Raw genomic sequence first — 22688 nt, forward strand, 5'->3', positions numbered from 1 at the left:
GGCGTTCAATTTGTCCCGTCGAACCGATCGCGAACCTCGAGCGCCGCTTCGGTGCCGTACCGATCGACCAGCGGGCGGACCGCCGCTCCCAGCGCTCGCATGCACTGTCTCGCCGACGGGTACTCGAGGCGGTCCGCGACCGACGACCAGTCGCGGCCCTGCAGAACCCGCAGGACCAGCAACCGCTCCTCGCGGTCGCTCAACTCGACGCGCTCGGGGTTCGTCAGGAAGTACCGCACGACGAGGGCGCGAAACGGGCCGGGATCGACGTCGTACAGTCCGGGGCCGTACGCCGCACCGGCGACGACGCGCCACTCGTGATCGGTCACCTCGAGCGGCGGGGCGGCGTCTTCGTCCACGCTCCGGAGGACTTCGCGGACGACGTCGGGCTCGAGGTCCGCGAGCGAGTCGGTACACAGCGCGGGGAACCGGCGGACGAACCACTCGGCGTGTCGGTCGTGGATCGCCTCGCCGGCCGCACTCGTCGGCTCGAGCATGAGCGCCGAGTGCTCGCCGCTGGCGTCGTTTCGCGTGGTCGAGACGTGGATCGTCCGGTAGCCGCTCTCGCGCCAGAATTCGAGTAGCTCCGGCGTCGCGCCGAAGCCGGTGCCGAGCCAGTCGACGGCCTCGGCTCCGTCGGGTGCGGCGTCGATACCGTCGGATTCAGCGCCGGACCCGCCCCCGTTCGAACGCGCGCCGGCGAACTCCTCGCGGACGCGCTCGAGGAGGTGCGAGCCGAGCCCACGCGAGCGAACCGCGGGGTGAATCGCGATCCGGACGACGCGCAGGCCGGCCGGCTCGCCCGCCGACTCGTCCCGAAGCTGGCTCGTGAGCACGTCCGGGAGCATGTTCCCCCGGACGCGTCCCCCCTCGTACATCTCGGCGCGCGTCGCGCGCGGGAGGTTTCCTTCTCGGGCCAGCAGCGCGACGCCCACGACGTGGCCGTCGTGGATCAGCGCGCGCACCTCGAGGTTGGGCGCGTCGAGCAGCCGCGCGAGGTCGTTCGGCTCGGTCCGGTAGTGCGCCAGCACGAGCAGCCCGAACGTCTCGCGCAGGAGCGGTTCGTCCGCAAGCAGTGCGTCGGGCTCGAGGCGGCGGTAGTCGACGGTTTCGGGATCCGCGTCGTCCACGAGCGGGGCGACCGGCGGCCGCGCGTCGAGCAAGAGCGCGCGAAACGCCCACACCTCGACGGGATCGCCGGCGGCGTACCGGATCGGATCGACGAGCGTGCGCTCCTCGACCGCGTGGTCGCTCTCGGCGAGCCGGTCGCGAAACCGAACCGAGAATCCTCGACCCGCGCCCTCGTAGCCGTGGATCGTCGTCGCGAACGCGATCCGGTCGGCCGCGAGAAACGACTCGAGCCGGGCGACGGGAAGCGCCGCCGCCTCGTCGACGATCGCGACGTCCGCAGCCTCGAGTTCGGCCGCCGCGGCGGCGGGCTCGGCAAATCGCACCCGCCCCCCGGTCGCCGTCTCGATTCGCCGCTCGTCGACGGTCGTCGTCGCCTCGAGCGTCTCGCACAGCGCTCGCGCCCGCTCGAACACCTCTCGAGCGTTTCGCCATCCCGGCGCGGTGACGAGCACGTCCGCGCCGTCGGCGGCGAGCGCTCCCGCGGCCAGCCCCGCCGCGCTCGACTTTCCGCGGCCGCGGTCGGCCTCGAGGACGACGGCCCGCTTGGAGTGCTCGCCGCCCGCTCCGCCTGCGTCCCCGCCGCCGTCGCTCGCCGGCAGCAACGACTCGAGCGCCGAGACGGCGTCCGCCTGATCGGCCGTGCGACACGCCTCGTACGCGTCGGGGGGGAACCGCGCGTCGGGCGGAATCCCGATTTCCTCGCGGACGTCGCTCCGCGTCGGGGCCGGTCGCGTCAACCCGTCGGCCTCGATCCGCCCGCCATCGAGGTCGACGATCGCGACGCCGCGGTGGGCTCGGAGCGTCTCCACGAGTCGCCGCCGAAAGCGACCGGTGACGTCGGCGAGTTCGAACGGCGGAACGGCCAGCGACTCGTCGAACGCGCCCCGCCGGGCGGGCCAGTCCGCGAGCGACGGGACGAGCAGAACGAGGAGACCGCCCCCGTCGACCGCTCCGACGGCTTTCCCCAGCGCGTTGGGGCGAAGCCCGGCGTGGGCGTCGAGCGCGACGACCTCCCGGGTCGTCCCGAGGAGTGTCCCCGCGCGGGCCTGCTCGAGGTGCTCACAGCGCAGCCGATCGTCGGGTCCGACGAGCGTCGTGTCGGTTATAGCGACGGGGAGGTGGTCGAGAATCCTCTCGAGTGCGTCGTATCCGAGTTCGCGATCGCCGGCGAGCACCAGGAGTCGACGCTCGTTGTTACGGCTCGCCTCCTCGGTGAGCGCGGTAGCGACGGTAGTACCTACGTGCAATTTCGTTGAGTTACAGTACGGAAAGGCGGGTTATATATCGTACTCGTCGAAGATCACTGCACTTCCGCCCTCCACTCGACAGCCAGCACCGAGCGTCCTGGTTGCTCGAACAGGAGCGGTGAGTGAGTATTGCAATAGTCGCTCGCTTCAACTATTGGTTGTGAGAGGCCAACGTACGGTCGCCTACGCGATTGAGTAAGGGGCTGTCGTTGACGAGCGCGAGAATAGAAACCAATGCAAATAACTACGTTATGCTGAGTTGGAATAAGAACTGAGAATGAGAACATATCGGTGGCTGGAACGCTTTCGTGAGGTGTGGTTGCGAAGTCGTCCTCATAGCGAAATCGATCATCAATGTATCGCTTCTTGAGGACGAAAAGCCGGAATATCGGACTTGCGCTGTGGCTATTCGGCATCGGTGCCGTAACGACCTGGACGGCTGTCGGTCACTACGAGAAGTATCTTACCGATGGCGTGGTCGCAGTCGTCGCAGATCCTGGGTTCGCGGTGTATCTCTTCACAATCATATTGGCACTGATACTTATGAGCGATGTGCTAACTTATCCACGCTACGCGGTTGTGGTATATACAGGCAGCGCTGGCATCATTAGTGCGGGCTACGTCCTGAAACCCCACTCAAGTCAGCTCCTCCTGAGTACGTTCTTCGCTACCGTGGCGTTGTACTATTTCGCCGTGACAATACTCGACCGGTGAATGTCGATACGGTGAGGTTTGCTCGCACTCCTTGCGGTACTGTTGGTGCGATCTCATCGTTTTCGTTCACCTCATTTGGACGTCAGTCCGGTATTGACTCACTATGCCTCTCATTGACACCCACCCGACCGTTTGAACACGCTTTTAAGGGGGGCAACGCTACTCGGAACTACACCCTACGCGGGGTTGATGATGCTCCTAGCCTCACAGGACTTCCGCCGAACTCCGTTCGGCCCGGAACCCAGTTTCCGGACGGCAGGGGAGCGCGAGCCCACGCGTAGGAGAGGTGAACAACCAATGTCAGTCTACGTAACCACCGACATCCCAGCCGACCTCGCCGACGACGCCCTCGAGGCGCTCGAGGTCGCCCGAGACACGGGCCGAGTAAAGAAAGGAACAAACGAAACGACGAAAGCGATCGAGCGCGGCAACGCCGACCTCGTCTACGTCGCCGAGGACGTCTCGCCCGAGGAGATCGTGATGCACCTCCCCGAGCTCGCGGACGAAAAAGGCATTCCCGTGGTCTTCATCGAGACCCAGGACGACGTCGGTCACGCGGCCGGCCTCGAGGTCGGCTCGGCCGCCGCGGCGATCGTCGACTCCGGAGAGGCCTCCGGCGACGTCGAAGACATCGCCGACAAGGTCGAGGATCTCGACTGAGGTGATCAGAGATGAGCGCTGAAGAGGAAGAAAGCGGCTCTACGCCCGCCGAGGTCATCGAGATCGTCGGCAAGACCGGCATGCACGGCGAAGCCATGCAGGTCAAATGCCGAATCAAGGAGGGCGAGAACCAGGGACGCATCATCACCCGCAACTGCCTCGGGCCGGTTCGCGAGGGCGACGTACTCCAGCTCCGCGAGACCGCACGCGAGGCCGACTCCATCGGAGGACAATAGCACAATGGTCGAGAAACGAACCTGCGACTACACCGGGGAAGAGATCGAACCCGGCACGGGCATCATGTACGTCCGCAACGACGGCACCGTGCTCCACTTCGTCGACTCGAAGGCGGAGAAAAACTACAAGCTCGGTCGCGAACCGCGCGACCTCGAGTGGACGGCGGAGGGACGGGCCGGCAAGGGTCCCGTCGAGGTCGACGCGACCGCCGACGAGGAAGCCGACCAGGACGAGGTCGTCGAAGCTGACGCGGACGAGGACCTCGAACCCGAAACGGCGATCGACGACGACGCCGACGACGAAACCGAACCCGCAGGCGACGAAGACGTCGCCGAGAGCGAACCCCTCGAGGGCGAAGCCGAGGAAGCCGACGACGGTGACCTCGAGGACGTCGAGGACGAATCCGTCGAGGACGAAGCTGAGGAAGCCGACGACGGCGACCTTGAGGACACCGAAGGTGGCGAAGAAGATGCCGAGGACGGATCCGACGCCGACGAAGTCGCTGAATCCGAGGCTTCCGACGAGGAAGACGAGGAGGACGAGGACCGATGAGCGATCACGAGCGAACCTTCGTGATGGTCAAGCCGGACGCGTTCGCGCGCGGACTCGTCGGCGAGGTCATCTCCCGGCTCGAGGATCGCGGTCTCAAACTCGTCGGCATCAAAGTCGAGACGATGCCCCGCGAGCGAGCCGAAGAGCACTACAGCGAACACGAGGACAAACCGTTCTACGACGATCTCGTCGAGTTCATCACCTCCGGGCCCGTCGTGCCGATGGTCTGGGAGGGACAGGACGCGACGCGCCAGGTCCGCCAGATGATCGGCGAGACCGATCCGCTCGAGGCCGCTCCAGGAACGATCCGCGGCGACTACGCACTCGATCTGGGACGCAACGTCGTTCACGCTGCCGACCACGAAGACGAGGGTGCGAACGAACGCGAGATCGCGATCCACTTCGACGAGGACGAACTCGCCGACTACGATCAGCACGACGCTGGCTGGCTCTACGAGTAACCCGTCTCGGCTCGCGACCGGCCATTTTGACCACTCCCGTTCGTGAAGTATATAATACAGGTATCGTTCTAGGTAGACGTAACATCTAATGTGTCGGCTGCAGTAGTGGGCGCTGGTGGTTTCGAATGGTAACTTACGGTAGGTGGTCCGTGGATGCGTGAAACGGAGCGGGAATCGGCTACGCTCTCCGCCGAGACGACTCCGTCGTTGGACCTCGTTTTCAATCTCCTCGCGAACGAACGCCGCCGGTACGCTCTCTACTTCCTGTACGAACAGCAGGACGGCGTCGCCACGGTCGAGGAGGTTACGGACAACGTCGCCGCCTTCGAGAATCGAAGTACTGGTCCCGAACCGCAGTCGGACCTGGAGGAACAAAAGCGTCAGATCCAGACGGAGCTTCGCCACGTTCACCTCCCGAAACTCGAGGACGCCGGCATCCTCGAGCACGATCAGCGAAGCGAAACCGTCCGGTACTGGACGCAGCCGACCCTCGAGGAGTGGCTCGAACACGCCTACCACAAGGAACTGACCTGACAGCCGACGACGGACGCGAACGCAGTCACGGTACCGATCGAAGCCGTTGAAAGATTTAACACGACGTTCGTGGTGGATCCACGTGGCATTCACGGGCCACTTCCGTGGCTGCAACGTCATACCGTTCGCTGACACGAGTGCACGAATTCACCGTCCGTCCGGGGATTCGGGCATTCGTCCGGCGATCGGTTATGGGGTGTGATATCATTTCACTCCTCAACACTTAACAGTCGAGACAGCAATACAAACTGTAGGTGCATTCCCATGACTGACCACGAACTTCCACCACTTCCGTACGATTACGACGCATTGGAACCGGCGATCTCGGAGCAGGTCGTCACCTGGCATCACGACACTCACCATCAGGGGTACGTAAACGGCCTCAACTCCGCCGAAGAGGAACTCGCGGAAAACCGCGAGTCGGGCGACTTCGGCTCGACGCCCGCCGCCCTCGAGAACGTAACTCACAACGGCTGTGGACACTACCTCCACACACTGTTCTGGGAGAACATGTCGCCGGACGGCGGTGGCGAACCCGAGGGCGACCTCGCCGACCGAATCGAGGAGGACTTCGGTTCCTACGAGGCCTGGAAGGGCGAGTTCGAGGCCGCCGCGGGCGCCGCGGGTGGCTGGGCGCTTCTGGTGTACGATCCCGTCGCCAAGCAGCTTCGGAACCTGAAAGTCGATCGCCACGACCTCCACGCGCTGTGGGGTGCGCATCCGATCCTCGCATGCGACGTCTGGGAACACTCGTACTACTACGACTACGGCCCGGACCGCGGCAGCTTCATCGAGGGCTTCTTCGACGTCGTCGACTGGGATACCGTCGACGAAGAGTACCAGAAGTGCCTCGACCACTTCGAGTAAGCGACGAGTTAGTCCATTCCACTTTTCTTCGCGGACGGCAGCCGAGCAGCGTCCCGTGTCCACCCCGAGTCGAGTTCGTCGTCCGCGTCGTCGCGAGCGGCGGTTTCGGTACTCATCGTTCACGTCGATTGTGAACACACACCACTCTTTATCCGTGGGCACGTCGATAGGTCGTCATCATGGCCGTCGAGGACGATCCAGCCACGGGGACCACACTCGACCACGCTTGGCGGACGAGCGACGCGGAAACCGCCCCGACGGATCGCGCGTCGCTGAAAGACGCACTCGAGGAGGCGTGTCGCGGCGAGGTCCGGTTCGACGAGTACGCGCGAGTCCTCTATGCGACCGACGGGAGCATCTACGGTGCACAGCCGGCGGGCGTCGTCGTTCCGCGCGACGAAGACGACGTGCGGGCGGCGGTCGCCGTCGCGGCCGACCACGACGCGCCGGTGCTTCCCCGCGGAGCCGGCTCGTCGCTCGCCGGACAGGCGGTCGGCCCGGGTTGCGTCGTCCTCGACCTCTCGAGACACGTGGACGAGATTCTCGAGGTCGACCCCGACGCGAAGACCGCGGTCGTCCAGCCGGGAGTCGTCCAGGACGACCTCGACGCCGCCCTCGAACCTCACGGGCTGAAGTTCGCACCCGATCCGGCCTCGTCCAACCGGGCGACGATCGGCGGCGGAATCGGTAACAACTCGACGGGGGCCCACTCGGTCCGGTACGGCATCACGGACGCCTACGTCGACGAGTGTCGGGTCGTGCTCGCCGACGGCTCGGTGATCCGCACCCGCGACGTCGTGATCGACGGCGACGAGTGGAATCGGATCGTCGCCAAGGACGACCTCGAGGCCGAGATCTACCGGACCGTCCGGGCGGTCGTCGAGGAGAACCGAGTCGAGATCGAGACGCGGTATCCCGATCTCGAGCGCTGCGTCAGCGGCTACAACCTCCAGAAGGTGATCCGAACCGCCGACGGCGAGACGACCGACGATCTCACCGACGACCAAACCGACCTCGCCGACGGGTCGGACGCCGAGGGCGAGCGCATCATCAACCTCTCGAAGCTCCTCGTCGGGGCCGAGGGAACTCTCGGCGTCGTCACCGAGGCGACGCTCTCGCTCGTCACCCGGCCCGAGGAGACCGCGTTATTGCTCTGTTGGTACGACGACCTCGTCGAAGCGCTCGCGGCCGTCCCCGAGGCGCTCGCGCTCGAGCCGAGCGCCGTCGAGTTGATGGACGACGAGGTGTTCAGGTTGGCCGCCGATTCCCCCGAGTACGCCGAGTACGTCGCGCCGATTCCCGACGATGCCGCGGCGACCCTGATGCTCGAGTTCGACTCCGAGGTGTTCGACGACCTCCCCGCTGCGGTGTCGGAGGCCAGCGGGAAACTCGTGGAGAGGGGATCGGCGTTCGGCGCGCTCGAGGCGTTCTCCGTCGAGGATCAGGCGCGACTGTGGAAGCTGCGCAAGGCCGCGATACCGCTGTTGATGAGTATGGAGGGCGATCCGAAGCCGTATCCGTTCGTCGAGGACGCCTCCGTGCCGCCGGACGAGCTGGCCGAGTACGTCGTCGGTTTCGAGGAGATTCTCCGGGACCACGAGACGACGGCCGCCTACTTCGCTCACGCGGGCGCCGGCACCCTCCACATCCGGCCGGTGTTGAACCTCAAAGAGGACGACGGCGTCGAAACGATGCGTTCGATCGCCGAGGACGTCACCTCGCTGGCACTCGAACACGGCGGCGCGTTCTCCGGAGAGCACGGCGACGGCCTCGCGCGCACGGAGTTCAACCCCAGGCTGTACGGCCCGGACCTCTGGGCGGCGTTCAAGGAGGTGAAGTCGGCGTTCGATCCGGACTGGCTGTTGAACCCGGGGAAGGTCGTCTACCGAGACGACGATCCCACTGAGATGACCGATCACCTCCGGTACGGAGCGGACTACGCCTCGCTCGAGCCGCGAACGGCGCTCGACTTCGACGACGACGGCGGTTTCTCCCACCTCGTCGAACTCTGTAACGGCTGTGGGACCTGCCGGCGGACGGACGGTGACGTGATGTGTCCGACCTACCGGGCGACCGGCGAGGAGATCGCCACGACTCGCGGTCGGGCGAACCTCCTTCGGGCGGCGATCAGCGGCGAGATCGACTCCGAGGAGCTGTACAGCGATCGGTTCCACGAGGAGGTGCTCGATCTCTGTATCGGCTGCAAGGGGTGCCAGAGCGACTGTCCGACCGGGGTCGACCTCGCGAAGCTGAAAGCCGAACTGAAACGCCAACGTCTCGAGCGGGAGGGGGCGTCGCTGCGCGAGCGACTGTTCGCGAACGTCGACCGGCTCGCGTCGCTCGCCAGCGCGGCCGCGCCGCTTTCGAACCTCGCTCCGGCGCTGCCCGGCTCGAGGACCGTTCTCGATCGAATCGTCGGAATCGCGCCGGAGCGGACGCTGCCGGCGTTCCAGCGCGAGAGCCTCGTCTCGTGGTTCGACGACCGCGGGCCCGCGGTGGCCCGCGAACGGGCGACGGATCGCGTCGTCCTCTATCCCGACACGTACGCGAACTACTCCGATTCGAGCCCCGGGCGGGCCGCCGTCGCCGTCCTCGAGGCCGCGGGCGTTCACGTCGCGGTGGCGGATCTCGGACCGACCGGGCGTGCGGCGTACTCCCAGGGGATGCTCGGGACGGCCACCGAGCGCGGACTGGCGCTGCTCGAAGACCTCGAGCGGTACGTCGATCGCGGCTGGTCGGTCGTCTTCGTCGAACCCTCGGACTCGTCGATGGTCGTCGACGAGTACCGCTCGCTGCTCTCGGGCGAGGTGGCCGACGCGCGACTCGAGGCGCTCGCGGCGAACACGTACGACGTCTGTGAGTTCCTCGACCGGCGTCGGCTCGACGAGCGGATCGAATTCGACGTCGGCGACGCCGGTCCGCTCGTCTACCACGGTCACTGCCACCAGAAAGCCCGCGGAACCGACCACCACCCGGTCGCAGTTCTCAGGCGCGCGGGCTACGCGGTCGAGCCGGTCGACTCCGGCTGCTGTGGCATGGCCGGCAGCTTCGGTTACGAGCGCGAACACTACGACCTCTCGCGGTCGATCGGCGAGCTGCTTCGGGGCCAACTCGAGGACGCGTTCGGCCACGCTTCGTCTTCGCCGAGGGACGCCGCGCCGTCCGGTTTCGAGACGAGCGACCGCAACCGATCGGCGGTCGTCGCCCCGGGCGTCTCCTGTCGGACGCAGGTCGGTGACTTCGACGGCTACGACCGACCCGACCACCCGATCGAGGCGCTCGCTCGCGCCCTCGAGACCGACTCCGGAGGCGACGAGAACGTCGGTGACGGACGGGCGACGGGCCGCCGGACCCGGGGTGGCGACGCCGGAACGCCGCAGAAACGAACGATTTAGGCGCTCGAAGGCGATAGCCACGGCGTATGCCCGTTCCGAAATCCGAGTTCGACAGCTTGCCACCGTGTGACTTCTACACGCCGGCGGAACTCCTCGAGGCCGACCAGATGTACACGGTCTACGAGATCGCGCGGCTCCTGCAGGGACTCGAGCCCGACGCCGAGATCGATCGCGAGACCGAAGACGTCCTGCTGGACTGGGCGATCCCGTGGATCATGACCAACGCCGACGAACTCGTGGTCGCCGAGCCGCGAAACGACGACGAACCCGGCTACTACGGTCTGGCGGAATGATCTTGCTGGTCGTCGGTGCCGACCGCGTCGACGCCGGCAAGACGACGTTCTCGGTCGGCCTGCTCGAGCGGACCGGCGCGGTCGGCTCCAAACCCCGCGCGGGGAACGACTACTGGTTCGACCACGACGACTGCCGGCGCGCGCTCTCGGACGGACGCCTGTACGGCAAGGACGCCCGCCGACTCGCTCGAGCCGAGGGCCGGTCGCGAGATCCCGAGGCGCTCAACCCTGTCCACCGCCTGTGGCGGCCCGCTCCCGGCGGCGGCAACGGACTGCTCGGCAGGGCCGACCGCGAGTTTCTCGTCGACAGGGTCGGCCGCCCCGAATCCGCCGGCGGCGACGGAACGACGCTCGTCCGGAACGCCACGGCCGACGTGCCCGCGGCGGTCGCCGACGCGCTGGCACTCGAGGAGGCGATCGCCGTCGAAACCGTCGACGAACTCGACGACGTCGCCAGGGAGCTGTACGTACCCCAGTTCGAGCGCCTTGCCGCAACGCTCGAGTCGGCTCCCATCGCCGTCGTCGAATCGTACGCCGACATCGCGAGGCCGCTGCAGTCGCTCGATCCGGCGTCGGTCGCCGCGGTCGCCGCCGTCGAACCGGGTCGGGCGCGGATCTACCCCGGCGATCGCTACTGTCGAGCCTGCGAGATCGCCAGCTCGAGCCCGAAAGACGGTCGGCTCGAAAAGCGCGTGCCGGACGTCCTCGAGTACCTCGATCCGCCCGAGCGGGTGAAACTCCCCGCCCTCGGCGGAGACGAACGGACCGATCCCGAACGCGTCGCTCGCGCGTACGGGTCCGCGTACGACGCGCTGCTGGATGCTGCCGGACGGTCGGCGAACGACGGGATCGGTGCGTGACCCTCCCAACGGACGAATCGGGCGCACCTGACCGAGCGCGGAATCGCTCGAGCGCGTTCCGGGCCGAGCAGTCGTCGACGTCGCGTGGTCTGACTCGAGGCCGTTGCGACAGTGCACCTCGAGGCGGTCGCGACGACGGGGGCCGAATCGACGACGGCGTCGGATCACAGCGGTTAAGACCACCCGGTGGAACAACCGTGTAATGAGACGACGAACGTTCGTCGGTGCTGTCGGTGGAACAGCGACGCTCGGTGTTGCGGGCTGTCTGACGCGGGACGGAAACGGGAACGGAAACGGAGGATCGGGATCGGACGACGGATCCGACGATCCGTCGACGGACGATTCGGCCGCCGACGGATCGGACGGAGAGTCGCTTTCGGGAACGCTCGAGGTCGTCACCTACGAGTCGATGATCGACGGCGAGAATCCCGCCGGTCCCTGGCTCAAAGACGCGTTCGAGGACGCCCACCCTGACGTCGAACTCGAGTGGACGCTGCTGCCCGACGGCGGTATCAACCACTACATCCAGCGCGCCGAGCAGGGCGCCGAGATCGATCCCGACGTTTACCTCGGGTTGAATATCGACGACCTGGTCGCGGTCGACGACAACCTGGAGGACGGCGGCCTGTTCGCCGAACTCGAAACTGACCGGGTCGATCGAGCCGACCGCATCCGCGATGGACTCGACATGGGCGACCCTCACGGCCGCGTGCTCGCGTACGACACGGGCTATATCAGCCTCGTCTACGACGAAAGCGAAGTCGACGAGCCGGAGACGTTCGACGACCTGACCGAACCCGAGTACGAGGACGCGCTGCTCGCACAGAACGCACAGACGTCGGCTCCCGGGCAGGCGTTCCTGTTGTGGACGATCGACGCCTACGGCGAGGACGGCTACCTCGACTACTGGCGCGATCTGCAGGACAACGGCGTTCGCATCCTGGACGACTGGTCGGATTCGTACTACGGCGCGTACATGGAAGAGGAACGACCGATGGTCGTCTCTTACTCGACCGATCAGGTGTTCGCCGTCGCGGAGGGCAACGACCTGACGCGACACCAGGTCGGCTTCCTCAACGAACAGGGCTACGCGAACCCAGAGGGAATGGCCGTCTTCGAGGCCACGGAAAACGCGGAGGTCGCGTACGCCTTCTTCGATTTCGTCCTCTCGAACGAGGCCCAGGCCGAGATCGCCGAGCGCAACGTCCAGTTCCCGGCCGTCGAATCGGAGTACGTCGACCTCGACGACGAGTTCGACGAGTACGCCCACGTCCCGCCGGAGGCGGTGACGGTCGGCTACGACGAGCTTCGCGGTACCCTGGACGGCTGGGTCGACGACTGGGCCCGCGAAATCGCGAGCCAGTAACCACCCGTTCCAGCCGTGTCCCCAGCCGGTCGCACCGTCTTCGTCGATCGCGCCAGGGACTGCCTCGAGCGGCGCGCGCTCTGGCTGACCGCGCTGGCGACCGCCGCGGTGCTCGTCGCGATGCTGTATCTCCCCGTCAGCATCGTCTTCGCGAACGCGATCCTCGCCGACGGCGCGGTGACGCTCGAGCACTTCGCGGACGTCCTGACTGACCCGTTCTACGTCGGCGTCCTCGCAGACGTCTTCGCCGATCCGCTCGCGATCGGAACCCACCTCGCCTCGCTCGCGGGGTGGCTCGGCGCGATTTCGCTCTCGATCTCGCTCGAGTATCCGATTCCCGGCACCGACGTTCCGATCCCCTGGCTCGCAGTCGAGACGCCGGGCGTTCGGACGGGACTGTTCGGATTTACCGCCTATCAGGCCGCGCTCTCGACCGTCGCGAGCGTCGCACTCGGCCTGCCGGCGGCCTACGTCCTCGCGAACTACGAGTTCGCCGGCCGCCGGACGCTCCGGTCGCTGACCATCGTCCCGTTCGTCCTCCCCGGCATCATGGTCGCGGTCGGCTTCTACGCGATGTTCGGACGCGCGGGAACGCTCAACTCGATCCTCGGCGTCGTCGGCCTCGGCCCGTTCCCGTTCGTCGAGACGAACCCGCTCGCGATCGTCGTGCTGGCTCACGCGTTCTACAACGCGCCGCTGGTCGCACGGATCACCGTCGCCGCCTGGGAGTCGGTCGACCGCCGCGCGGTCGAGACCGCCCGGAGCCTCGGAGCCGGCGAACGTCGAGCGTTTCGCGACGTCGTCGTGCCGCAGCTGGCTCCCGCGATCCTCACCGGCGCGCTGTTGACGTTCATCTTCACGTTTATGACGTTCCCGATCGTGCTCGCGCTGGGCGGGCTGGGGCTCGCAACGGTCGAAGTCTGGATCTACGATCGCATCCAGCGTCTCGACTACGCCGAAGCGGCGACGCTCGCGGTCCTCGAGACGATACTCTCGCTCGGGCTGACCTACGCCTACCTCCGGTACGAATCCGCCCAGGCCGGCTTCTCCCGGGCCGCGACCGATCGTCCGAGGGAGGCACTCTTTCCGGATCTCGAGACGATGCTCTCGCCGAAACGACTCGCGATCGGCGCCTACGGAGTCGTCGCGCTCGTCGTCTTCGTCGGCCCGATGGCGAGTCTCGTCGTCGGGAGTTTCACCGACGGTTCCGGGTTCACGCTGCGAAATTACGCCTTCCTGCTCGAGCGCCAGCTCGACGGTGCGAGCTTCCAGACGCGACCCCTGCCCGCGATCCGAAACTCGCTTCTGTTCGGCCTCGCGACCCTTCTCGTCGCGGTTCCGATGGGCGTGGTGATCTCGGTGCTGACGGTGCGCGCCGGCCGTAGCGGCACCGTCGTCGACACGCTCGCGATGCTCCCGCTCGCGGTCAGCGGCATCGTCTTCGGGATCGGTCTCCTGCAGGGGCTCGTCTTCGGTATCGCGCTTCCCGGCGGCTGGCGACTCCAGATCACCGGCGCGGTCGCCATCGTCGCCGCCCACGCGGTCGCCGCCTACCCGTTCGTCACCAGAAACGTCTCGCCGCTGCTGTCGAGTCTCGACCCGGCGATGGTCGAGTCCGCCCGCGCGCTCGGCGCGTCGCGCTACCGCGCGCTGATCGACGTCGAGCTGCCGCTGGTCGCAAGCGGCATCGTCGCCGGGGCGGCGTTCGCCTTCGCCATCTCGATCGGCGAGTTCTCTTCGACGGTGATTTTGGCCAGCGGGAGCGAGAGCTACACGATGCCGGTCGCGGTCGAGCGGTACCTGGGTCGGCGTTCCGGACCAGCGATCGCCATGGGAACGCTGTTGCTCGTCGTCACCGCGGTCAGCTTCGTCGTCATCGAACGCGTCGGCGGGAGGTACGAACTGTGACCGAACTCCGACTCGAGGGCGTCTCCAAGCGCTACGGGGATCGCGACGACGGGACGACCGCGTTGTGCTCCGTCGACCTGACCGTCCGCGACGGCGAGTTCTTCACCCTCGTCGGTCCGTCAGGCTGCGGGAAAACGACCACGCTGCGGACCGTCGCCGGCTTCGAAACGCCGACCGAAGGAACCGTCTCGTTCGACGGCGAGTCGATGACCGACGTCCCGCCGGAACGTCGCGACGTCGGCGTCGTCTTCCAGAGCTACGCGCTCTTTCCGCACATGACCGTCGCCGAAAACGTCGGCTACGGCCTCCAGTTTCGGGAATCAACGGAGAGAAAGCCGACGGACGAGCGCGTCGACGAACTGCTCGAGTTGGTCGACCTCTCGGGGATGGGCGAGCGCTCGCCCGATCAGCTCTCGGGCGGCCAACAACAGCGCGTCGCGCTCGCTCGAGCGCTCGCGCCCGAGCCCGACCTCCTGTTGCTCGACGAGCCGATGAGCGCACTCGACGCCCGCCTCAGGGAGTCGCTTCGCTTACAGCTCAAGCGAATCCAGTCCGCCCTCGAGATCACGACCGTCTACGTCACCCACGACCAGGCGGAGGCACTCGCCGTCTCAGACCGGCTCGCGGTGATGAACCGGGGCCGGCTCGAACAGGTCGGGACGCCACAGGAGATCTATCACGAGCCGGAGACGCGGTTCGTCGCGGAGTTCGTCGGCGACAACAACGTCTTCGACGGGACCGTTCGCGCGACGAACGACGGGCGGACGACGGTGGCCGTCGGCGACGCCACGTTCGAACTCGCCTCGCCCGCGGTCGACGGCGGCGCGCTCGAGTCGGCGGCGTCGGCCGACGATCGGGATCGATTCGGCTTCTGCGTGCGTCCGGACGCCCTCTCGCGGGATGCCGACCGAAACCGGTTCGACGTCACCGTCGAGACCTGCGAGTTTCTCGGCGAGAGCGTCCGCGTCCACGGGCGGTGGAACGAGCTGCCGATCGTGTTGCGTCTCTCGGACGTACCGGACGACGTGGTGACCGTCGGATTCGATCCGGACGACGCCCACGTCCTCTGAGCAGCGGTGTGGCGCGTTCGAACGACGTGATCCGGTGTGGTCGCGCTCGGACGAGATACTCACCGATTGGGATACCGGAACGGAGGCGACGGCGTGAGCGCTCGGGAACCGACCGCGAAAGCGAGCTCAGACCTGTCGGGCCATCCGCGCCGAGAGTTCGACGTGATCGTACGGATCGGTCGTCACGCTCGGCCCGTGGCCGGTGTGCATCTCGGCGAGCTCCTCGTCGATTCGTTCCAGGACGCGCTCGATGCTCTCGATCAGCGTTCGCCGGTCGCCTTCCTCGAGGTCGGTCCGACCGAAGCTCCCGTTCTGAAAGACCAGATCGCCCGCAAACAGTACGCCCGCCGATTCCGAGTACAGACAGACGTGATCGTCCTTGTGGCCGGGCGTGTGGAGAGCGACGTACTCGTGGTCACCGAGTCGGATCGTCTCTTCGTCGTCGATTTCGCGGTCGACGCCGTCGAACGACGGGTCGTACCCCCAGACGTCGACGTCGAAGGCGGTCGTCACCGCCTCGAGGTTGCCGACGTGATCGGGGTGAGTGTGCGTGAGGACGACGGCGTCGAGATCGTCGACGCGCGACCGAATCCGATCGACGACGTCGAAGTTCGCTCCCGGATCGATCAGCACCGTCCGCTCGCCCTCGACCAGGTAGACGTTGCTCGTAAACGCCCCTATCCCCGACGCCAGGTTGGTGATCATGGCCGCCGGTACGCGGTCGATCCGTTAGTGCGTATCGACATCGGTTTCCCCGGTCGAAACGTCCGCTGGTCGATCGATCCCTCGTCGGATCTCGCTCACGATTTCGAGGCGGGGATCGACGACCGCTCGAAAACGGCACTTTCCCGTCGAGCGCAGCGCGATCGGATCGCACCCGTATTCACAAGGATTTTTAGCTCCGGCACGTAGTGGTAGACGAATGAATCGGTCGGTTTCCGTTGGATTCGTCGTCCTCGTCGTCGCCATCTCGGTCGCCGGCATCAGCTCTCCCGCGGTGGTGTCGCCGGCCGAACCCGTCGCCGTCTCCGACACACACCAGACCACGGAGTCCGTCGCCGCGTCGACCTCGTCGATCAGCCAGAACGACGTCGACTCGAGCGACTTCGATACGACGACGTTCGAGATCGTCGTCCACGAGAACGGTAGCGCGACGTGGACGTTCCGCCACGAACGGCGTCTCGGCGACGGCGACGAAGACGAAGACGAAGCTCGCGCGAACTTCCTCGAATTCGCCGAGGAGTTCGAATCCGAGGAGTCGGAGGCCGGTCTCTACCAGCGATTTACCGATCAGGCCGAGGCGCTGACCGACCGAGGCAGCGAGACGACCGGTCGCGAGATGGAGGCCACCCACTTCAACCGTTCGGCGAGCGTCGACGAGCAGCTCAACGCCATGGGAGTCGTAGAGATGTCGTTCGTCTGGAAGAACTTCGCCGCTACCGAGGAGAACGGACCCGTCGTCGTCGGCGACGTCTTCCAGGACCTTTACATCACGAACGATCAGTCGATACTCATCGTCGCAGGCGACGGCCTCACGTTCCAGTCCGCCGATCCCGAGCCACAGTACGTCGGCACCTCCCTCGAACACGCCGACTCGGTTCAGTGGAGCGGCGAACGCGAGTTCCTCGACGGCCACCCGCGCGTCGTCCTCGAGCAGTCCGAGGCGGATGGCGACGGTGGCGACTCCACGTCGCTCTCGGAGATGGCCAACGACGACGGATCGCTCTCGTCGACGCTCCTCGCGGTCGCGTTCGGCGCGTTGATCCTGACGGTCGTCGGCGTCGGTGCGCTCTGGTACCGTACCCGCGAGTCGCCTCCCGAAAGCCGGTCTCACGACGCACCGAAACGGACCGCCGCCGAAGGCACGACCTCACCCGACGCCGAATCGTCCGCCGAACCGGCTGCGGGAACCGACGACGACGGGGCGTTCCCCGACGAAGAACTACTCACGGACGAAGACCGAGTCGTCAACCTCATCCGGGAGAACGGCGGCCGGATGAAGCAGGTCAACATCGTCGAGGAAACCGGCTGGTCGAAATCCAAGGTCAGCATGCTGCTTTCCGACATGGAAGACGACGGAACGATCAGCAAACTCCGCGTCGGCCGCGAGAACATCATCAGCCTCGAGGGATTCGAACCCGAAGCGACCAAATCTCCCTTCGAGGAGTGACCGTCCTCGAGCGTGTCACGCGGAACCACCCCCGGTTCGAAACGGAATCCTTAAACATCGCTCCGCGTTACTGAGCATACACAGCCGGCGCGTATCCCTGTCTCTCAGGACGTCGCGCCCGCGCTCCGATAGTGTAGTCCGGCCAATCATATTGCCCTCTCGAGGCAATGACCGGGGTTCAAATCCCCGTCGGAGCACTGGATTTACGGACAAATCACTCGGAAGGGTGATTTTCCCGTTCATTTTACGTCTATATTACAGTAGTCCACCGTGGGCTGAGACGAGATCTGCTACGTGACGCGTGTTTGACTCGCTGCCCCAGAGTTGGTTCACGATCAGTCACGGCTACGAACCGTCGGTCACTTGCATGCCGGCGAAAGATAATCGGTTCAGAGTTGTTCGAAAAGCGAGCGAGCACGGTGGACGTAGCTATTTTCGGTCCAACTGCGAGTCGTGCTGATGGCGTCGAGAAGCGCCAGCGCATCAGTCGAAGATAACTGGTCGGTTCGGACGAAAATCGAGAGGAGCGTTGGAACCGTGACGAGGCGCGTATTTGCGAGGGAGGCGTGGATGAGTCCGAGTTGGTTGAACTCATCGCAGAGGAACAACGATGCATCGGACTCATTAGCGAGCGTGACAGCGGCATTTTCACCGTCGTCAAGCGGGAATGTCGAATCGAGATCAACTTTTCGTGTGGTGAGCGAATTCTGTCGGCCGAGAACTACTGTTGCGGCCTGGCCGTGTTCATCGTCGTACGAAGCGATATCTTGGAGCTCGCTTTCGACTTCCGGTGGAACGATAACGTCGTACTCGGTGAGAAACAAAGAGAGCGGATCGGGGTCGGACTCGGCGACTACTCCGAGACTAACGAGTGCTGAAGAGTCTGCAACTGCTAGTGACATCTATAGCTCGGCGACTTCGTCGACGAAGTCTTCGTTTAGTTGCTGTTTGAGCACCCGGAAGTTGGCTGCCTTTTCGGCCCCGACGAGAGATTTGAGTTGGTCGAAGGTGATTTGGCCGTCGTAGTACGCGGCTGCGATCTCTTGAACGAGTGTATCGTCGTGTGTGGCGTCCTGAAGGTACTCACGAAGTGCAGTGACGAGAATGTCTGTCCGGTCCTCGCCAAGGACAGCTGCGAGCGCATCGGTCCGATCGATAAGCCGGTGAGGCGCGCGAAACTGTACTCGTTTTTTCTCACTACTCATCGTGTGTACATTGTGAGCGAGGCTACTTAGTCGTTGCCGTGTGTACACTGTGAGCCAAGTAACAACTGAAACGATTTACGAACATTCGTAGCGAGACGGCACAGAACCGACAGTTCGACGGTTCTGAACTGATAAATCGCGAGGTGTGTACAATGACTTCTATTTTCGCTCAACTGAGAGTCGTACTATGGCGTCGAGTTTGTACGAGACAATAGTTATCGAACCGGTCATGAATCGTTGGATGCCACGTTTCAAATCGTCCGGGTTGGTACTCTCTCGAGGCGGCGATGACGAATGGTTACCCCACTGAGCCCCCTGTGATAACGGTACTGGCCGAGCCGATTCTTTCAGTGTGGACGCAGTTCGGTTCGTTATAACCGAGAGGCGAAACAGCGGGCAGAAGCCCACGGTAGACACCTCGCGACCTCCAGATCACGAGGCGCATATGGCCAAGGTCTTCTAGGACGGTGGGTGGGCGCTGCCGGCTTGCCCTCAGCTATTCGGTCTCATCGGGCCACACAAAACTAGTAGGTAGCTATCTCGAGTTCCCGGTCGTGCTTAACGGTTACTCTCGAATGAGATGTCGGTACGTGGTTTGCGTATGCGAAGGGTTTTGTGCACGGTCGCGTAGACCTAGGTAGCCGTTCGTCATGCTCTCCACGCGGGAGGCCAGCTGACCGATTCGTCCCGAGATATTCTGGCAAATCGGTCCTGAGTAGGAGGGACGCCGATCGCCGGGATCGAGCTTGCGGACAGCGACAGCATCTATGAGCGAGGATACGACCAACTCCGAGTTACTCGAGCGCGTTCGAACCGAAGTACCGTCTCACCTCGACGTCAGCGAGGTGCAGTACGAGGGACCCGACCTCGTGATCTATACCGAAACGCCCGAGCAGTTCGCCGAGGACGGCCAGATCCTGGGTAAACTCGCTCGAGCGCTTCGCAAACGCGTCACGATCCGTCCCGTTGCGGGACAGCAGGCGAGTCCAGCCGAAGCAGAAGGAGCGATCCGCGCGATCGTTCCCGACGAGGCGAACATTCAGGACCTCGAGTTTCACTCGACGGTCGGCGAGGTCCTCATCGAGGCCGAGAAGCCCGGACTGGTCATCGGCCAGCACGGCAAGACGCTCCGGGAGATCACCCAGGAGGTCGGATGGAATCCGGAGGTCGTCCGCACGCCACCGATGGAGTCGTCGACGGTGGACAACGTCCGGAACTTCCTGACCCAGGAACGAGGCGAACGCCGGGACTTCCTCCGGGACGTCGGCGAGAAGATCCACCGGGAGCCCCGGAAGGACGTCGACTACGTTCGCGTCACCACGTTGGGCTGCTGTCGTGAGGTTGGACGGGCGAGTTTCGTCTTCCACACGCCGAACACGCGTATCCTCGTCGACTGCGGCGACAAACCCGGCGCGGAAGGCGAAGTGCCGTACCTCCACGAACCGGAGGCGATGCCGCTCACGGACCTCGACGCCGTCGTCCTCACCCACGCCCACCTCGACCACAGCGCGTTGCTTCCGCTGCTGTTCAAGTACGGCTACGACGGCCCGATCTACACGACCGAGCCGACGCGAGACCTGATGGGGCTGTTGCAATTGGACTACCTGAGCGTCGCCTCGAAGGAAGGCCGGACGCCACCGTACTCGAGCGAGCAGGTTCGCGAAGCGATCAAGCACACGATCCCTGTCTCCTACGGCGACGTCACCGACATCGCGCCCGATATCAAGCTCACGATGCACAACGCGGGCCACATCCTGGGGAGTGCGTCGGCTCACTTCCACGTCGGTAACGGGTTCTACAACGTCGTCTTCTCCGGCGACGTCCACTACGAACCGACGCGGTTGTTCAACGGCGCGGTCAACGACTTCCCGCGAGCCGAGGCGATGGTGATGGAATCGACATACGGTCGGCGGAACGACTACCAGACGGACACCGAAAAAAGTGAAGCGCGCGTCCGAGAGATCATCAACGAGACGTACGAGCAGGACGGAATCGTCGTCATCCCCGCGTTCGCGGTCGGTCGCTCCCAGGAACTCATGCTCGTTCTAGAGGAGGCGATGCGAGAAGACGAGATCCCGACGATGCCCATCTACCTCGACGGGATGATCAGGGAGGCGACGGCGATCCACACGGCCTACCCGGAGTATCTCCGCGATGGCCTTCGTCGGCGGATCCTCCACGACGACGACAACCCGTTCGTCGCCGAGCAGTTCAGACAGGTCGACGGCGGCCAGGAGATGCGCGAAGACATCGCCAGCGGCGACCCCTGTATCATCCTCTCAACCTCGGGGATGGTCACCGGTGGTCCGATCATGTCCTGGCTCGAGTTGCTCGGCCCGAACCCGGAGAACACGCTGCTGTTCGTCGGCTACCAGGCCGAAGGCACACTCGGTCGGCGGATCCAGAGCGGCCGGACGGAGGTCGCCCTCGAGGGAGATCGACTCACGCTCGCCTGCCGAGTCGAGTCCGTGAGCGGGTTCTCCGGTCACGCCGATCGTGCCGGGCTCGAGCAGTACGTCGAGGAGATGAACCCGCGACCCGAGCACATCCTCTGCGTCCACGGCGACGAGCAGGCCACGGATCAACTCTCATCGGCGCTGTATCAGAAGTACAACGTTCGGACGTATCAGCCGAAGAATCTCGAGACGTTTCGCCTCTCGTAGCAACGTTTGTCACGATTAACGGGTGTGTAGCGGAATTCCGCAAAAGGAACGCTCAAGGTGGTTCGGCGGCGGGAATCACTCTTGGACTCGAGTCCGTCGGTCCTCCATCTTGAACAGTTCTTCCTCGGGCATCCACCGCACCGATTCCGACTGCCAGGAAATAGGTTACAGGTAGTTCCCACGAGGAAACACGTTCCGACCTTCGGTCGTGTCACCGACGAAGCGACCAGCTCGGGCGTGACCATCGTCACACTCTAGACGACGATTTCGCACCCACGAGACGTTTCACGTGCCAACGCAGGCCGGATCAGCAGGTGTCATTTTGACACGAGATACCCAATTTAACCGCATGACGAGATGTTTCCGGTGTGGATCCACCGATGGCGCTCCTCGACGTCGTAGCGACCACCGATCCGGACACTACCGTCGCGTCGATCTGTCGCGATTGCGAGGACGACCTCGTCTGGAACAGCGTCGAAGTCGGACCTGCCGGTACGTATGGCTACGCAGACGACTACAATCGGACCGCCGTCTATGCCACGAGAACGTCGGATCGTGCGTCGAACGAGACAGCGGACGCTGCGACGAAAAAACTGAATAACATCCTCTGTCGAGCTCACTTCGAGAAACTGAATTCCTGACGGCCTATCGGTGGTGTGTCCGCCGATACTCGAGTTCGAGGTCGCCCTGTCCCGTTCGTTCGACCCAGACGATCCCGTCGACGAGTGTCTCGAGTGCCGCCATCGTCCGTTCGTCGTGGGCGGTGTACTCGATCCCGAAGACGGTCAGGCTCCCGGCGGCGCGCTGGTGCTCGATCACGCTCTCGAGAACGTTCGTGAGCCGCTCGAGGCCAGCCTGCTCGAGGGTTGGTGTAAGCGACCGAACGATCACGTGCGGGGTCGAACACGACGTCGACAGCGCCTCCTCGAGGTCCCAGAGCGCGAGCGTGATCTGCGTGAGTTCACCCGTCCGAGCGAGCGAAATCGTCGGGTGCTCCTGGTAGAGGGATTCGACGTGATCGTCAGCAGTCGTATCGATCACTCCCACCCGATGTTCCCCCGTCGGTGTGATCGCGTTCTGCTGTGCGATCGTTTCGTCAGCGTCGGTCGCCGTCGTAACGATGATGCGACAGTCGTCGGGCGCTGCGTACCGTTCCGTTATCCGGAGCGGAAGCGCGTTGTCAGTCAGTGGTGAGGATCTTGCGACACAGATGACCGATCCGTCAGGAATCGATCGTGGGAGGGTATCGAGATCGACGGACTCGTCCACTGTGTCGTGTGCCCGTCTCGTAGTTTCGTTCATAGATATATCGTGATGAGTGCTCGTAGCGGTAGTTAGCAGGAGTTTCGAGGCGC

The 22688-nt window shown here is 64.7% G+C and carries 20 protein-coding genes and 1 tRNA gene; 16 read left to right on the forward strand and 5 right to left on the reverse strand.

Annotated elements, in window-relative coordinates:
• Positions 1-5: 5 nt before the first annotated feature.
• Positions 6-2378 (reverse strand): tRNA(Met) cytidine acetyltransferase TmcA, encoded by a 2373-nt coding sequence (gene tmcA / locus EA472_RS12335; protein WP_124191819.1) that lies wholly within the window; start codon positions 2376-2378, stop codon positions 6-8.
• 354 nt (positions 2379-2732) lie between these two features.
• Between tmcA and EA472_RS12340 the strand changes: the two genes are divergently transcribed.
• From EA472_RS12340 to EA472_RS12400, 13 genes are all read left to right on the forward strand, one after another.
• A complete protein-coding gene (locus EA472_RS12340; protein ID WP_124191820.1) occupies positions 2733-3092 on the forward strand; it encodes a hypothetical protein in 360 nt (119 codons plus the stop codon).
• Between the two features lie 297 nt (positions 3093-3389).
• A complete protein-coding gene (rpl7ae, locus tag EA472_RS12345) occupies positions 3390-3752 on the forward strand; it encodes a 50S ribosomal protein L7Ae (protein WP_124191821.1) in 363 nt (120 codons plus the stop codon).
• An 11-nt stretch (positions 3753-3763) separates the two neighbouring features.
• Positions 3764-3988 carry a 30S ribosomal protein S28e gene (locus EA472_RS12350; RefSeq protein ID WP_006064297.1) on the forward strand — a complete coding sequence of 75 codons (225 nt, stop codon included), beginning with the start codon at positions 3764-3766 and terminating at the stop codon, positions 3986-3988.
• Positions 3989-3992: 4 nt separating this feature from the next.
• A complete protein-coding gene (locus EA472_RS12355; RefSeq protein WP_124191822.1) occupies positions 3993-4541 on the forward strand; it encodes a 50S ribosomal protein L24e in 549 nt (182 codons plus the stop codon).
• A complete protein-coding gene (ndk, locus tag EA472_RS12360; RefSeq protein WP_124191823.1) occupies positions 4538-5002 on the forward strand; it encodes a nucleoside-diphosphate kinase in 465 nt (154 codons plus the stop codon). Before EA472_RS12355 ends, ndk begins: the two co-directional genes overlap by 4 nt.
• 153 nt (positions 5003-5155) lie before the next feature.
• Positions 5156-5536, forward strand: coding sequence for a DUF7344 domain-containing protein (locus tag EA472_RS12365; RefSeq protein ID WP_124191824.1), 381 nt, complete (start codon positions 5156-5158; stop codon positions 5534-5536).
• A gap of 264 nt (positions 5537-5800) precedes the next feature.
• Positions 5801-6403 carry a superoxide dismutase gene (gene sod, locus EA472_RS12370; protein WP_124191825.1) on the forward strand — a complete coding sequence of 201 codons (603 nt, stop codon included), beginning with the start codon at positions 5801-5803 and terminating at the stop codon, positions 6401-6403.
• A gap of 179 nt (positions 6404-6582) precedes the next feature.
• Entirely contained in the window at positions 6583-9798 is a 3216-nt protein-coding gene (locus tag EA472_RS12375) for an FAD-binding and (Fe-S)-binding domain-containing protein (protein ID WP_124191826.1), read from the forward strand.
• A 26-nt stretch (positions 9799-9824) separates the two neighbouring features.
• Entirely contained in the window at positions 9825-10091 is a 267-nt protein-coding gene (locus EA472_RS12380) for a DUF5827 family protein (RefSeq protein ID WP_124191827.1), read from the forward strand.
• Positions 10088-10951, forward strand: a complete 864-nt coding sequence (locus EA472_RS12385) for an ATPase (protein WP_124191828.1) — start codon at positions 10088-10090, stop codon at positions 10949-10951. The genes EA472_RS12380 and EA472_RS12385 overlap by 4 nt, the downstream gene beginning before the upstream one ends.
• Before the next feature lie 202 nt (positions 10952-11153).
• Positions 11154-12317: a thiamine ABC transporter substrate-binding protein gene (locus EA472_RS12390; protein WP_124191829.1), complete on the forward strand. Its 1164-nt coding sequence runs from the start codon at positions 11154-11156 to the stop codon at positions 12315-12317.
• Positions 12318-12332: 15 nt separating this feature from the next.
• On the forward strand, positions 12333-14225 hold the full coding sequence (locus EA472_RS12395; protein ID WP_243637839.1) for an ABC transporter permease: 1893 nt from the start codon (positions 12333-12335) through the stop codon (positions 14223-14225).
• A complete protein-coding gene (locus EA472_RS12400) occupies positions 14222-15295 on the forward strand; it encodes an ABC transporter ATP-binding protein (protein ID WP_124191830.1) in 1074 nt (357 codons plus the stop codon). The genes EA472_RS12395 and EA472_RS12400 overlap by 4 nt, the downstream gene beginning before the upstream one ends.
• Before the next feature lie 126 nt (positions 15296-15421).
• Here EA472_RS12400 and EA472_RS12405 read toward each other — a convergent pair whose 3' ends face one another.
• A complete protein-coding gene (locus tag EA472_RS12405; RefSeq protein ID WP_124191831.1) occupies positions 15422-16000 on the reverse strand; it encodes an MBL fold metallo-hydrolase in 579 nt (192 codons plus the stop codon).
• 217 nt (positions 16001-16217) lie between these two features.
• Between EA472_RS12405 and EA472_RS12410 the strand changes: the two genes are divergently transcribed.
• Entirely contained in the window at positions 16218-17465 is a 1248-nt protein-coding gene (locus tag EA472_RS12410) for a helix-turn-helix transcriptional regulator (RefSeq protein WP_124191832.1), read from the forward strand.
• 122 nt (positions 17466-17587) lie between these two features.
• Positions 17588-17662: transfer RNA gene (locus EA472_RS12415), tRNA-Glu, on the forward strand.
• Between the two features lie 192 nt (positions 17663-17854).
• Here EA472_RS12415 and EA472_RS12420 read toward each other — a convergent pair.
• Together EA472_RS12420 and EA472_RS12425 are read right to left on the reverse strand one after the other, a co-directional pair.
• Entirely contained in the window at positions 17855-18367 is a 513-nt protein-coding gene (locus EA472_RS12420) for a hypothetical protein (RefSeq protein ID WP_124191833.1), read from the reverse strand.
• Complete coding sequence (locus tag EA472_RS12425) at positions 18368-18670, reverse strand: hypothetical protein (protein ID WP_124191834.1); 303 nt, start codon at positions 18668-18670, stop codon at positions 18368-18370.
• A 767-nt stretch (positions 18671-19437) separates the two neighbouring features.
• On the opposite strand from EA472_RS12425, the gene EA472_RS12430 reads away from it, so the two are divergent.
• Positions 19438-21333: a beta-CASP ribonuclease aCPSF1 gene (locus EA472_RS12430; protein WP_124191835.1), complete on the forward strand. Its 1896-nt coding sequence runs from the start codon at positions 19438-19440 to the stop codon at positions 21331-21333.
• Between the two features lie 645 nt (positions 21334-21978).
• On the opposite strand, the gene EA472_RS12435 is transcribed toward EA472_RS12430, so the two are convergent.
• Positions 21979-22635 (reverse strand): DUF7504 family protein, encoded by a 657-nt coding sequence (locus EA472_RS12435; RefSeq protein ID WP_165874881.1) that lies wholly within the window; start codon positions 22633-22635, stop codon positions 21979-21981.
• Between the last annotated feature and the right edge of the window lie 53 nt (positions 22636-22688).

The sequence above is a fragment of the Natrarchaeobius oligotrophus genome, assembly GCF_003841465.1.
GTDB lineage: Archaea > Halobacteriota > Halobacteria > Halobacteriales > Natrialbaceae > Natrarchaeobius > Natrarchaeobius oligotrophus.